Source organism: Enterobacter cloacae complex sp. FDA-CDC-AR_0132, assembly GCF_003010695.1.
GTDB lineage: Bacteria > Pseudomonadota > Gammaproteobacteria > Enterobacterales > Enterobacteriaceae > Enterobacter > Enterobacter ludwigii.
In genome coordinates, this window is record NZ_CP027618.1 from 4229661 (window position 1) to 4243917 (window position 14257).

Annotated in this window: 12 protein-coding genes; 3 read left to right on the plus strand and 9 right to left on the minus strand. The window is 54.2% G+C overall.

Annotation, left to right across the window (positions count from 1 at the left end):
* The first annotated feature begins 6 nt into the window (after positions 1-6).
* Complete coding sequence (tpx, locus tag AM379_RS20455) at positions 7-513, plus strand: thiol peroxidase (protein WP_032678270.1); 507 nt, start codon at positions 7-9, stop codon at positions 511-513.
* A gap of 332 nt (positions 514-845) precedes the next feature.
* Positions 846-2054: an aldose 1-epimerase family protein gene (locus tag AM379_RS20460; RefSeq protein WP_032678271.1), complete on the plus strand. Its 1209-nt coding sequence runs from the start codon at positions 846-848 to the stop codon at positions 2052-2054.
* A 35-nt stretch (positions 2055-2089) separates the two neighbouring features.
* Here AM379_RS20460 and tyrR read toward each other — a convergent pair whose 3' ends face one another.
* The 3 genes from tyrR to AM379_RS20475 all read right to left on the minus strand — a co-directional run bounded on the left by tyrR (position 2090) and on the right by AM379_RS20475 (position 6191).
* Positions 2090-3631 carry a transcriptional regulator TyrR gene (tyrR, locus tag AM379_RS20465; protein ID WP_014170325.1) on the minus strand — a complete coding sequence of 514 codons (1542 nt, stop codon included), beginning with the start codon at positions 3629-3631 and terminating at the stop codon, positions 2090-2092.
* Positions 3632-3744: 113 nt separating this feature from the next.
* Positions 3745-4797, minus strand: a complete 1053-nt coding sequence (locus AM379_RS20470) for a YcjF family protein (protein WP_020882470.1) — start codon at positions 4795-4797, stop codon at positions 3745-3747.
* Positions 4794-6191 (minus strand): YcjX family protein, encoded by a 1398-nt coding sequence (locus tag AM379_RS20475; protein ID WP_106504168.1) that lies wholly within the window; start codon positions 6189-6191, stop codon positions 4794-4796. Before AM379_RS20475 ends, AM379_RS20470 begins: the two co-directional genes overlap by 4 nt.
* 155 nt (positions 6192-6346) lie before the next feature.
* Between AM379_RS20475 and AM379_RS20480 the strand changes: the two genes are divergently transcribed.
* Complete coding sequence (locus tag AM379_RS20480) at positions 6347-7357, plus strand: LacI family DNA-binding transcriptional regulator (protein WP_014170329.1); 1011 nt, start codon at positions 6347-6349, stop codon at positions 7355-7357.
* A gap of 34 nt (positions 7358-7391) precedes the next feature.
* On the opposite strand, the gene AM379_RS20485 is transcribed toward AM379_RS20480, so the two are convergent.
* The 6 genes from AM379_RS20485 to AM379_RS20510 all read right to left on the minus strand — a co-directional run bounded on the left by AM379_RS20485 (position 7392) and on the right by AM379_RS20510 (position 14257).
* Complete coding sequence (locus tag AM379_RS20485) at positions 7392-8306, minus strand: OmpG family monomeric porin (protein WP_025204021.1); 915 nt, start codon at positions 8304-8306, stop codon at positions 7392-7394.
* A gap of 66 nt (positions 8307-8372) precedes the next feature.
* Positions 8373-9455 carry an ABC transporter ATP-binding protein gene (locus tag AM379_RS20490; RefSeq protein ID WP_106504169.1) on the minus strand — a complete coding sequence of 361 codons (1083 nt, stop codon included), beginning with the start codon at positions 9453-9455 and terminating at the stop codon, positions 8373-8375.
* A gap of 3 nt (positions 9456-9458) precedes the next feature.
* The gene (pgmB, locus tag AM379_RS20495; protein ID WP_106504170.1) at positions 9459-10136 is read right to left on the minus strand and encodes a beta-phosphoglucomutase; all 678 of its coding nucleotides are present in this window, start codon (positions 10134-10136) and stop codon (positions 9459-9461) included.
* Positions 10126-12405: a glycoside hydrolase family 65 protein gene (locus AM379_RS20500; RefSeq protein ID WP_032678276.1), complete on the minus strand. Its 2280-nt coding sequence runs from the start codon at positions 12403-12405 to the stop codon at positions 10126-10128. Before AM379_RS20500 ends, pgmB begins: the two co-directional genes overlap by 11 nt.
* Positions 12399-13457 (minus strand): Gfo/Idh/MocA family protein, encoded by a 1059-nt coding sequence (locus tag AM379_RS20505; protein ID WP_106504373.1) that lies wholly within the window; start codon positions 13455-13457, stop codon positions 12399-12401. Before AM379_RS20505 ends, AM379_RS20500 begins: the two co-directional genes overlap by 7 nt.
* Positions 13458-13468: 11 nt before the next feature.
* Positions 13469-14257 (minus strand): sugar phosphate isomerase/epimerase family protein, encoded by a 789-nt coding sequence (locus tag AM379_RS20510; protein ID WP_032678278.1) that lies wholly within the window; start codon positions 14255-14257, stop codon positions 13469-13471.

Consider the following 14257-nt stretch of genomic DNA (forward strand, 5'->3'; position numbering starts at 1 on the left):
ATATCTATGTCACAACTCGTTCATTTCCAGGGCAACCCGGTTGCTGTTGCAGGTTCCATTCCACAGGCTGGCAGCAAAGCACAGGCTTTTACTCTGGTGGCTAAAGATCTGTCTGACGTCACACTGTCTCAGTTTGCTGGCAAACGCAAAGTCCTGAACATTTTCCCAAGCATCGACACCGGCGTCTGTGCTGCATCCGTGCGCAAATTCAACCAGCTGGCGACGGACATGGACAACACCGTTGTGCTGTGTATTTCTGCCGATCTGCCGTTCGCCCAGTCCCGTTTCTGCGGTGCTGAAGGTCTGAGCAACGTCATTACCCTCTCCACCCTGCGCAGCCCGGATTTCCTGGAAAACTACGGCGTGAGCATCGCGGAAGGCCCACTGAAAGGCCTGGCAGCGCGCGCTGTACTGGTTATCGATGAAAATGACAACGTCGTGTTCAGCGAACTGGTTAACGAAATCACCACCGAGCCGGATTACACTGCCGCGTTGGACGTGTTGAAAGCATAATGAATGCTTAGCATTCTATATAGCTTAGCAATCTAATGAAATAACAGGGTTTATTTCTCTTTGCAGGCTCTGGAAGACGACACATGACAAACCTCGCACTGGCGGGGTTTTTTATTCCCTTCAAGCTGAATCGTTAAAGCTAAACCATTCACCGTTCACATTTACTGTGCAAATAATTGTATTGAAGTTAACTTAATTGCGATCTTATTCTCATATTAGACCTTAAATATTCATATTTTCTTCCCCAGTGAAGCACATCACATTTCCCTTCAGGTCAAAACATTAGATTTGCTGACGAAAGCAAATAATCGTTTCAGCAAAAAGGAAAGGATATGAAAATTAAACTGGCTATTACGCTCCTTGCGGCTTTGATTTCGGGTCAGGCTGCGGCGAAAACCTGGGTGCTGACAAGCGCTGAAAGCGGCGTGGAGAAAGGAAACTGGAAAATAACGAGCGATGAGCTGAAGGTAAAAGATCAGGCGTTCAGCATTGAACAAAAAGTGTTGCACGGTGGCAAACAGGAAGGCAGCAAAATCCTTGTTATCAGCAGTAAAAGTGGCCTGACAATTACCTTAAGCCCCTCTCGCGGCATGAACCTGCTCCGTGTGGAAGGCTTCGGCACCAGAATGGGCTGGGATTCCCCGGTAAAAGAGGTCGTGAACCCGGCATATATTAATCTGGAAAGTCGCAACGGGCTTGGCTGGCTGGAAGGTTTCAACGAGATGATGGTGCGCTGTGGCTATGAGTGGACGGGCCACCCGGTCACGGCTGACGGCCAAATCTACACGCTTCACGGCAAGGCGGGCAATACGCCTGTATCGCAGGTTGAAGTGGAGGTGGCTGACGCCGCCCCCCATGAAATTCGAATTCGCGGTTTGATCAAAGAGAGCACGTTCAAAAAAGCAGATTTGCAGACCATGACCGAACTGCGTTACGTCCCAGGAACCAACCAGTTCAGTTTGCATGATGTTCTGACAAACCATGCTGATTACCCGCATGATTATCAAATCATCTACCACAGCAACTTTGGTACCCCGATCCTCGAAGAAGGCGCGCGCTTCCTTGCCCCGGTTGCGAGCGTCAGTCCATTCAATGACTACGCGAAAGCCGGTGTCAACGACTGGCAGACCTATGCCGGGCCAACGAAAGGCTTTGATGAGATGGTGTTTAACCTCAAACCGCTTGCGGATAACAACCACAAAACCCTCGCGGCCGTGGTGAATAAAGCCGGTGATAAAGGGGCGTCCATTCAGTTTGATACCCGCCAGTTGCCGGTGCTGACCTTATGGAAAAACACCGACACCCTGAAGCAAGGTTATGTCACCGGTATTGAGCCGGGTACCAGCTACGCCTACCCGGTCACCATTGAGCGCGAACAAAAACGCGTTAAGCAACTGCAACCGGGAGCCAGCACACAGTTTGATCTGACCTATACCCTGCTCCATAACCCGCAACAGGTGAAAGACGTGGAGAACCGTATTGCATCGATTCAGGGAGAGACAAAGGTCGACATTAATAGCACCCCTATCGCAAAAGAATGAGTAAAAAAAAGCCTCTTTACAGAGGCTTTTTACCGTTATTCGTCACCCTTCTTCTGATTCAAACCATACTCTCGCAACTTATTGGCAATCGCCGTGTGTGAAACGCCAAGGCGTTTTGCCAGCTTACGGGTGCTTGGATAGCTACGGTACAGTTGCGTCAGCACGGAGCGCTCAAAACGGCTGGTAATGTCATCCAGCGAACCTTCCATCGCCTCTTCACCTACTGACACCGTCCCGGCATCGTAATCCGGTAACAGAATATCCTGCGGCCGCAGTTCATAACCTTCCAGCTGCGTCAGTGCGCGGTAAACGGCGTTCTTGAGTTGGCGAATGTTGCCCGGCCAGCCGTAGCGCATGAGCACCGTGCCGAGATCGGCTGAAAGCTTCGGACGCGGTACCCCCTGCTCGTCGGCAAAGCGCGCCACAAAGAGTTCGGTCAGCGGCATGATATCCTGCGGGCAATCGCGCAGCGGTGGGATATTCAGGGTCAGGACATTCAGGCGGTAGTAGAGATCCTCGCGGAATACCCCTTTTTGCACCAGTTCGACCAGGTTTTTCTGCGTCGCACAAATCACACGCACATCCACATGAACTTCATGATCCTCGCCTACGCGGCGGAACGTGCCATCATTGAGGAAGCGCAGCAGCTTGGCCTGCATGCGTGGCGACATTTCACCAATCTCGTCCAGCAGCACGGAACCGCCGTTAGCCTGCTCGAAGAACCCTTTTTTACCTTCCGGCGCGTGACCAAATAATTCGCTTTCGACGGCATCTTCCGGAATCGAGGCGCAGTTGAGGGCCAGATACGGTTTTGCCGCTCGCGGGCTGGCCAGATGCACAGCATGCGCCAGCAGGTCCTTCCCGGTACCGGTATCGCCGGTAATCAGCAGTGGCGCGGTCAGACTCGCGAGTTTGCGCGCCTGATCCACCACATGCCGCATTTTCGGGCTGACGGCAATAATCTGGCTGAATGCCCCCACATCCTGGCTGGAGATATTTTGCAGCTGACGGCCCATGCGCACGGTAGAACGCAGCATGATCACGGCGCCGGTCAGAACGCGCGTGTCGGCCTCGCCTTTCAGATAGACCGGCGTTATTTCCATTAAGAAATTCTGTCCGTGGATAACCACATGCTCGCTGTGGGTGTTCTGCGGGTTGCTGTCCAGCCAGCGCTGGAAGTTAAAGCCGGGAATCAACTGTGCTGCGTTGTGGTTGCTGAGTTTTTCCTGACTCTGCGCGAACAGCTGGCAGCTGGCATGGTTAACACGCTCAACCTTACTTTTTAAATCCAGGGAGAGGAAAGGCTCTGGCATGGCTTCAAGCAATGCGCTCAATGCCAGATGCTCACGCTCCGACGGCATCCAGGGGATGGTGCGTACATCCGTAACGCCAGCGATACGGCGTATTTCTGCCATCAGGCTACTGAACGTATTAAATTCAATTTCGGCAAAATTGAGGTAAATTCGCCCGACAGGATCGATCTCAATGCCACGTAAATCAATGCTACGTAAAACAAGAAGATCGAGTAATTCGCGGGTCAGACCGAGACGGTCTTCACAGAAGACTTCAAGACGCATGGGAAATTCACCGTTTTAAGCCAATAACATTAAAATGATATGTCAGAACACGGTGATCGGGAAGATGGCTGTCAACAAATATTGACAGCCAGCACGATTAATGACCAAACCGGCTACTGAACCGGTTTTTTATTGAGCGTCTCTTTGAGCTGACCGATTAACTCACGTCGGAAATCCCCCAATCGCGGCTTATCGCCATCAATCCACGGCAGTGGACGGCACACTTCCATCGCTTTGATGCCCAGACGGGCGGTCAACAAACCGGCACCAATACCCTGCGCGGCACGGGCAGAGAGACGCGCCGCCAGATCCTGCGACATCCAGTCCATCCCCACTTCCCGCACCAGCTCGCTTGCTCCGGCAAAGGCGATGTTGAGCAATACCAGACGGAACAAGCGAAGGCGGCTGTAGTACCCCAACTCAATGCCGTATAAAGCAGCAATCCGGTTAATCAGACGCAGGTTACGCCAGGCGATAAACGCCATATCCACCAGCGCCAGCGGGCTGACGGCAATCATCAGGGTTGATTCCGCAGCAGAGCGGCTGATTTCGCGCCGCGCCTGGGCATCCAGCACCGGCTGCACCATGTGGGAATACAGCGTCACCACTTCACGATCGTTCTGGGTTTCATGGATAGCGGCATACCAGCGCTGAAGCGCCGGGTGCGACTGATCAATACCCGCCTGACTGGCCAGCTTTTCACAAAACGCGCGGCCTTTGCCGGTTCCGTGACTGTGGAGCAGATCCCGCGCTTCATCACGCTCATGGGCGCGCTGTCGCAGGCGCCACAGGCGACGCCACTCGGTCGCAACAGACCCGACACCCGCCCCCACAATCAGAGCACCGGCAGCGCAGCCGCCCAACGCGACCCAGTCCTGGGTTTGCCAGGCGTTGACTGCCCACTGGACGCCTTGCCCAACCACGCTGACGCCAAACAACGCCAGCCCGGCAGTCACCATCTTTCGCCACAGGCTGCGTTTTGGGCGTAGCGCGGCTTCCACGACCGCTTCAGCCGGCCCCTCTTCAACAAGCAGCTCTTCGGTCAGCGCCGGGGCAAAATTATCTGCCTGCGGGCCATTAAACGTCTGCGCAGTTTTAAACGCCTCCGGGTGCTCTTGCTCAAGCGTTCCGGTAAAATCAATGCGCGGTTTTAACGGTTCCGTCATCGCAATTTATCTCCAATCAAAAACTCCAGCGCCGCATCCAGACGGATATGCGGTAACGGCTGATCGACCGTCATGGCCTGCGGGCGGAAGGCTTCAAACTGGAAGCCCTGGTTCTGCCAGAAGGCCGGCCCCGGAAGGCGGGCGGGCACTTCGCCCGGATAGACAGTAAGCGGTTCGCCGTCGCTAAGACGATTCCCGCGCAATGCCGGTATTTTCTCGCCATTAAGGTCAATCAACCCACTCTGTGTCGCCTGTACGGAAGCCAGTCCGAGGCAATCCATACTGATCCCTTCGAACGCGGCATTCTGCCAGGCGTCCTGCACCAGTTGCTGCAGCAGCGACACCATATTGGCATGCTGATCGACCGTCACGTGATCGGCTTTTGTGGCCGCAAACAGCAACTTGTCGATAACGGGTGAGAAGAGACGACGAAACAGCGTGCGCTGCCCGTAGTGAAAACTTTGCATTAACTGTGTCAGCGCCAGGCGCATATCGTTGAAGGCCTGCGGCCCGCTGTTCAGCGGTTGCAGGCAATCCACCAGCACAATCTGGCGATCAAAACGTAAAAAATGGTTTTTATAAAAACCTTTCACCACTTTTTCACAGTAGTAATTGTAACGCTCGCGCAGCATTCCGGCGTTAGTGTGTTTGTCCGCCTGGGCCAGTTTTGACTCCCCGATGCCATCCACGTCCGGCCACGGGAAAAACTGCAGCGCAGGTGCGCCCGCCAAATCTCCCGGCAGAACAAAACGGCCCGGCTGGATGAAATGCAACCCTTCCTGCTTACACTGATGCAGATACTCCGTCCAGGCCTCGGCAATCGCCGCCAGCCGGTTTTCATCGGCAGGGGCCATCGGATCCAGGCCTTCGCACAGTTTTCGCCATTTCGTCGACCACTCGGCGCGGTTGCCCTGCAACAGCCCCGTCATCTGTCGTGACCAGCTGAGATAGTCCTGAGCCAGCATAGGTAAATCGAGCAACCACTCACCGGGGTAATCCACAATTTCCAGATACAGGGTGGAGGTATCCTTGAAGTGGCGCATCAGGGATTCATTAGAGCGAAAACGCAGCGCAAGGCGAATTTCACTCACCCCGCGCGTCGGCGTCGGCCAGGTGGGCGGTTCACCATAAAGCTGAGCCAGCCCTTCATCATAGGTAAAACGGGGAATGCCAAAATCGCGCTGAGGCACACGTTTAACCCCCAGCAGGCGCTCTTCCCGCACGGCGCTCAGCAGCGGCAGCCGCGCCCCACTGTGCAGGTTAAGCAGCTGGTTCACCATCGCGGTGATAAACGCCGTCTTGCCGCTGCGGCTCAGCCCCGTCACCGCCAGACGCAGATGACGGTCAACGCCACGGTTCACCAGTGAATTGAGTTCGTTCTTAAGTCGCTTCATCGCCGTCCTTCATTGCCCGGAAGCCTCAAATACATTGCTTCAGAATACAATAAATGGGGGCAGATCGTTGATTATCAATTCTTATTTATTGCTATTGCCGTTTTCTCTCCAGTAAGATGAACGACATTGCTGTTAGTCAGGAGTGAGTAAGGTGTATGTCACCCACCATCTATGATATCGCACGGGTTGCCGGCGTTTCGAAATCAACCGTCTCCCGCGTTCTGAATAAACAAACGAATATTTCTCCTGAAGCGCGTGAAAAAGTGTTGAAGGCGATTGACGAATTAAATTATCAACCCAATAAACTCGCCCGCGCCCTGACCTCTTCTGGCTTCGACGCCATTATGGTTATTTCGACACGCTCGACGAAAACCACCGCCGGCAACCCTTTTTTCTCTGATGTTCTGCATGCCATAACAGCCAAAGCTGAAGAGGAAGGTTTTGACGTTATTTTGCAAACCTCGAAAAGCAGTGAAGACGATCTGCTGAAATGCGAAAGTAAAATAAAACAAAAAATGATTAAAGGGATCATCATGCTAAGCTCACCGGCAAATGAATCCTTTTTCACAACGCTGGATGCTTATGGCGTACCGGTGGTCGTCATCGGGAAAGTCGAAGGTGATTTTCAGAATATTTACTCGGTCGACACGGATAATTTCCAGGACAGTGCTACGCTAACAGAAACCTTTATTAAAAATGGCCGACGTAACATTGCCTGTCTGCACGCGCCGCTCAATTATCATGTTTCGATTGATCGTCTTGCCGGTTATAAATCCAGCCTGGAAAAGCACGGCATCGCCATTAACCCGGCGTGGATCATCGACGGCGGATATACCCATGAAAGCGCGCTTGCCGCGGCCACAGAATTGCTCTCCTCGGCCACGCCACCTGATGCGGTATTTGCCACTGACAGCATGAAGTTACTCAGCCTTTATCGCGCGGCGGATACTCTGGATCTGAGGATCCCCGAGCAGGTGGTGATTGCAGGATACAGTGACCCGATGCTCTCCCTCATTTTAACGCCAGCACCCGGGGGTTTTGATATCCCAACCCGCAAGCTGGGTGAAGAGAGCTGCAATCTTCTTTTCAGGCGTATCGCCGGTCAGCCTGCGCCACAAAAAGTGCTTGTCGATACCCATTTTACGTTAGCGCCCTCTCTTCGCTAAAACCAGGGGCTGAAAGCCCCTGGCATCCGGTCTGTCAGAACGCGTAATTAACGCCAACACCCGCGTAGTGGAAACGGTCGCTGTCGCCTTCGTCATGGTTTTCCCATTCGTAGGCGTATTCCAGCGTCATGGATAATCCATTGTTGAAGTCATACGCGTACAGTAAACCCAGTCGGTTGAAATCGTGTCCTTCACGATCGGGATCGTCCTGCCAGTCCCAGTTCGACCAGCGATCCAGCCCCAGACGGGTATATGGCGTGAGCGTCGTCTGGCCTAATGAAACAGGCAGATACGCACGAATTTCCTGCGTTGAAAATTCGCCGTTATTACGTGAACTGTCCATATTGAAACCGCGCTCAAGATAATAGTTCACTTTTGCAGAGAAGGTTTCATTAATGGTCCAGGTAAAACCCGTTTCCGTTTCTACACGGCTGTCGGCATAACCGGTTTTTTCCAGGTCATTTGCAAACTGATACATGGCAAACCAGCCACCAAAACGCCAGTCGTCGGACAATTTAATATCCCAGTCGGGCTGAATTTTGTAGCGCTGCATATTTGCGCTACCGTCTTTGGCACCGTGTTCATCTTTAAAGTGATAACCGTAATTACGGAAACCGCCGGTCAACCCGAGTGTAAAATCATCGGTGCCAATAAAGCGATAGCGTAATTCAAATTCCGGACGGTCAAAATAGGTCCCACGGGTCATGCTGCTGTAATCAACCGGTCCTTCCTGATACATTGCCAGCGAAAGGGTCCAGGCATCCCATGTGGCATTAAACCACACAGAGGGTTCATATAATCCATCTTTATCGTCGCCCTGACCTTCGACGTTTTCAATTTCATACATGGCACCGATATTAAATTCCCAGTGTTTTGCTGATTCCGTTGCGTGCGCGCAGCTAACCCCTGCGCACAGAACGAGCGCAGCACTTCTTAGTAGAGTACTCATTTAAATGTTCCCTTTATAATTAACTCAAAAAAAACCGGAAATTTGCATTTCCGGCGAACGCCTTTCTTATCTAATAGCCACTTCAGTATCAGCGTCGAAGAAATGACATTTATTCATATCGAACTGGATGCCGATATTATCCCCCGCCGCATAATCATTTACCGCTCCTGCACGAACGACCAGCTCATGCCCGCCCACGGTGGCATAGAGCATGAACTCAGCCCCGGTCAGTTCGGCCACGCTGACTTTTGCCGCAATATCATCCCCACGGTTTTGCAGCGTCAGAATATCTTCCGGCCGGATCCCAAAGACCACGGCTTTACGCTGATATCCGGCGGCCTTCACCGCCGCCAGCGTGTCTTCAGGTATCTCCAGACGCAGCGTTTCCGTCACGAAATAGCGATCGTCTATCGCGCCCCGAATAAAATTCATTGCCGGTGATCCGATGAAGCCCGCCACAAACATATTCGCCGGTTCGTTGTAGACCTGCTTAGGTGCCCCCACCTGCTGAATAACGCCATCCTTGAGGATCACAATGCGGGTCGCCATCGTCATCGCTTCCGTCTGATCGTGGGTCACGTAAATCATTGTGGTGTTGAGCTTCTGATGCAGCTTGCTGATTTCAGCGCGCATTTGCACACGCAGCTTGGCGTCCAGGTTAGAAAGCGGTTCATCCATCAGAAAGACGCCGGCTTCGCGCACAATCGCCCGTCCTAACGCCACGCGCTGACGTTGCCCACCCGACAATGCGCCAGGTTTACGCGTGAGGTAATCACGCAACCCCAGGATTTGTGCCGCCCAGTTCACGCGCTCTTCAATGACCACGGGGGCAATTTTCTGCATCTTCAGGCCAAACGCCATGTTGTCGTAAACCGTCATATGCGGATAAAGCGCATAGTTCTGGAAAACCATCGCAATGTCGCGGGACTTGGCGGGCACATCGTTCATGCAGACACCGTCAATCACCAGCTCACCGGCGGAGATCTCCTCAAGCCCGGCAATCATGCGAAGCGTCGTCGATTTACCGCACCCCGAGGGACCCACAAAGACGATAAACTCCTTGTCCTCAATTTCGAGGTTAAAATCCTTAACCACATGGACCTGGTTATCGTAGATTTTCTGAATATGCTTCAGAGACAGTTGAGCCATTTTTTAATTCCTTATCATTACCGTTCGGGATGCCCAGAAATCCGTCAGGCATTTCCAGGTCAGTTCCTGCGTTGAATGAAGTTGTAAGCCCGCATGGTTCAGGCCAGGTCCAATCCCGACCGAGAGCATTCCCGCCACGTTGATTGCCTCAACGCCGGCTGCAGCATCTTCTATTCCGATAGCCTGCTCGGGGCGCACGTTCAGCCCGGCGCAGGCCGCAAGAAAGATCTCCGGGTCCGGTTTTGAGCGGGCAATGCGCGAGGCATCGGCGCAGAAATCAAAAGCCCTCTCAATGCCCAGCGCCTGCAAAATACCGGGGGCGTTAAGGGACACTGAGGCCAGCCCGATTTTGACGTTCGCCGCACGAATTTCCGCCAGCACCTCGCGGATGCCCGGAAGCAGAGAATCCTGCGTCAACGACGCCAGAGACCCGACGTAGCGCGCGTTCTTTTTATCCGCGAGCGCCTGCCGCTGCTGGTCGTTAAACTCCTCCTCTTTTCCGCCATGGCGCAGAATCCGCTGCAGCGATTCCATACGGCTTATCCCTTTCAGCTCGTCGTTGAACGCCACGTCGAACGAGATGCCAATTTCCTGCGCCACGGCACGCCAGGCCAGAAAATGCAGATGCGCGGTATCGGTGATCACACCATCAAGATCAAAGACAACGGCCTCAGGCATCATGATTTGCTCCCGTGGTAGCGGTCCCATAAATAGATGTAAAAAAATCCCTGAAAGAACAGACCTGCCGATCCGTTATGCACAGGGTTTTACCCCACAGCGTTAAGGTCACCGGTGCAGTGGTTTCAATCGTTAAAACATCATTTTCAAACGTGAAGTGCATGCGCGCGTTTCTCCATCGCAGCGGGAAAGCCAGTTTTCGCCAGTGGGCAGGCAGCTTCGGGGCAAGATGCAATTCCCCCTGGACGATCTGCATGCCGGCAAATCCCTGAATAACGCCGGACCAGATAGCCCCGGTGGCGGCAGCATGAATCCCGTCATCGCAGCTGTGCGGATCGTCGCCCAGATCGATGGCGATACCCTCGCGCCAGAAGGCGTAGGCCCTTTCCGTATCGCCACACCGGGCAGCAACAATTCCATGAATCGCTTTGCTCAGCGAAGAGTCGTGTATGGTACGCGGCTCGTAGTACGCTAGGTTGGCAGCACACTGCTGTGGGGTAAACCGTTCCGGCAGCAGGTAGTTGAGCATCACCACGTCGGCCTGTTTAAGAATCTGCATCTCGTTCACTTCCGCGCGGGAGTAATCGAGCAGAATGGTCTGTTTACCCGCTTTCGCCTTATAGCGGCTCAGATCGATTGCCGGTTTCGCCATGAAGGTGTCATCCTGAGGAAGGACCCCTTCTGCGTTGGCTTGCGGTAACCACAAACGGGACATAAACCGGCTGGCATTCTCCATGAAGCCGGCATCTTCACGATTGAACATCGCCATAAACTGGCGCGCACAGGCGACATTGTGCCAGGCCAGATAGTTGGTGTAGGCATTGTTATTGACGTGCTCCGTGTACTCATCCGGCCCGATCACATCGTGGATTTCTAGGCGACCATTGACTTCCGTCGCCCGCCCCATCCAGAACGTTGCCGTCTCTATCAGTAGCGTCAGCCCTTCGTTACGCATAAAAGCGTCATCATGTGTCGCCTGCCAGTAGGCCACGACAGCCCAGGCAATGTCCGCCACAATGTGATGTTCTGCCAGCGCAGAGGCCACTTTCTGGCGCGTGCCCGTGCGGATGTTGATTGCTGCATATTCCGGCGTTTCCTCCTGACCGCTCGCGGCGCTCTCCCAGGGGAAAAGTGCGCCAGGCCAGCCGTTGCGACGCGCTTTTTCACGAGCCCCGGCCAGGTTGAGCCAGCGATAACGCAGCAGACTGCGGGCGACCTGCGGACGCGTAAAGAGATGGAAAGGCAGCAGGAAAATTTCGGTATCCCAGAAGACGTGGCCTTTATACCCTTCGCCGGTCAATCCTTTCGCGGCGATACTGCAGCGCTCATTGTCGGCAGGCGTCATGGCGATCAGATGCCAGACGGTATAATCCAGCGCGAGCTGATCCTGCGGTTCCGCAGACGTTACCGCCACCCGCGCATCTCGCCAGACGTCTTCCCAGGCGCAGGCAGAGCTCTCCAGCAACGATGCGTAGCCTCGCGCTGCGCACACCTTGAGTTCGGCCAGTGCGTTACGCGCAAACGACGCCTGCGAAAGGGCTTTGTCACTGCGGTGGGCGACCCAGACGATCTTTTCAAGCGTGACAGTGTCACCCTGCGAAACGTTCAGGGCGTAATGCGCACTGATGCGACGATTTTTAGCGGTAAAGCAGCTTTCGCTACCCGCTGAAAGCCGGCAGAACGCGGATATAACGACATCAGAAACCCGGTCCTGCGTTTCATACACGCCCTGCATACAGTTCTGGTCGAATACCCGGACTGAAATCTCATCCAGATGCTGCCTGCCGCTGTTGGTTTGCGTCGCATCGATTCCGGTTTTCAACACCACCTGCGAGGGCCCATCAAGGGGAGTGATGGCGAGTTGCATTGCCACTAACGGCAACTGAGCGAGAGAAACGAAACGACGGCTCTCCAGGCGATAGCGTTTCCCGTCGGGCGAGCGCCAGAGCACGCTGCGACGCAGTTCACCATTGGCAAACGCCAGCTCGCGCTGCCACTCAAGAAGCGCCCCGGAAAGCAGGGTAAAATTCACACCATCCAGTTCAACCTCAATACCGGTAATATCCGGCAGGTTGATTAACTCCGTGGTCTCATTGCGACCTGCGCGATGATAGAGCCCGGCGAGATACATGCCTCTGGTTTGCTGGGTGTAATCCTCTTCGTGTGCCGCGCGAATGCCCATGTAGCCATTGCCGCAAGCCATGATGGAGGCGTATTTATTCAGACTGTGGGGAGAGAAGCCCGGTTCGGTTAAAACAGACACATTCAGCATAACGTCACGCTTTCCCCTGTATCCGCCGATTCATAAAGCGCGGCAACAAGTTGCTGGATAACCAGCCCCTGTTCCGCATCTGCGATCATAACCGGCTCTCCCAGCACATGGCGTACAAACGCCTCCATGCTGCGCAGGTGACGCTGGTCGTCTGCCTCATCACGCTGCATGAGGGTCTGTAAAACGCCCGCCTCATCGTGGTATATGTGTGCCGGGAAGAGCGTGGCCCCCGCCTTTTCGCCACAGAATGAAACATTCATGATCGACTGCTCACGGATATTCAGCGCAAACGACGTATCCAGGCGCAGAACGCCGCCATTGCAGAATTCAATTGTGCCAAACAGAGCATCTTCAACGGTAAACCGGGCGGGATCCCACTCGCCAAACTGTCCACTGTTTTTACGGTTCCCCAGCTTCTGGAAGCTATGGGCGGTCACCCTTTTTACCGCCGGGAAACCCAGCACATACATCGCGGCATCCAGCATATGAATACCGATATCGATCAGCGGTCCGCCACCCTGTAGCGATTTGTTCGTAAAGACGCCCCAGCCCGGCACGCCGCAACGACGCAGCGCCTGGGCCGACGTAAAGTAGATCTCACCTAACGCCCCATTTGTGACAGCGTCACGTAACAGCTGCGTGTCGAGCGCAAACCGATGGTGAAAATCATACGCCAGCACTTTTCCCGCTTTACGGGCCGCCATGCGCATCTGGTCAGCCTGTTGCGGCGTCATGGCAGGCGGTTTTTCGCACATCACATGACATCCGGCCTCCAGTGCCGCCATGACATGTTCAAAATGGAACCGGTTTGGGGAGCAGACGCTGACCACATCAGGTTTTACCGCCTGCAGCATTTCAGATGCATTCTGCCAGACCGAAGGAATTGCATGACGTTCCGCAAACGCCTGTGCCTGTTCAAGGCCGCTGTCCATGACAGCGACCATTTGAACATCACTGCGTGTGGCGTAATACGAGGCATGCACTTTGTCCGCGACCTGCCCGGCGCCAATAATGGCGACGCGCAGAAGCGAAGGTGTTGAAGCACTCATCACGCTCGTCATCCTTAGCATTCACGCAGATACGTGAGTGAATTCTGGTAAGCCTGGGCCGGATCGTCGGCGCGGACACGGCACTCATACACCACGTAGCCCTGATAGTTGTCCGCACGAAGCTGCCCGAACAACGTGGCAAAATCCAGCGTCCCGCTGCCAGGTTGATAGCGATGGTTATCGGCGATATGCACATGACCCAGCAGATCCCGGTTGCGATGCAGCGCCTCTGTTAGCGAATCTTCTTCGATATTCATGTGGTAAAAGTCGCCGATGATCTGCACATGCCTGAGCGCGTTCTCTTCGATATAGCGACGCGCATCCGCGAGCGTGTTGATCATGTGATCCTGGTAGCGGTTGAGCGGCTCAAGGTAAACGGTGGTCCCGGTACGCGCCGCCACCTCATCCAGACAACGCAGCGAAGCACTCACCGCTTCGCGGTCACCCGCCAGGCTGCGTGGAGAGGTCATCGGCGGCAAGCGGAAGGTAAACATTCCCCAGGCGGCGGGCACAATAATCCCCTTTCCACCCACTTCAGCCAGTGCTTCCAGGATGCGTTCGATCTGTTTTAATCCGTTCAGACGACGTTCTTCAATGAAGTCACCAATCCAGCCGTCATATCCCCCGCAGGCGGTGGTCACCGGCAGGCCCGTGGCGGTGATTGCGGCTTTCACTTCATCGAGATTGTCCACCAGCAGTTTGCCGTCAATTTCAAAGCCATCAAAACCCATCGCTTTGATGTACTGGAATTTCTCCAGAATAGAAGTCGGGAAAAAAGCCTGATTTTGCGTTGCGATTTTCAT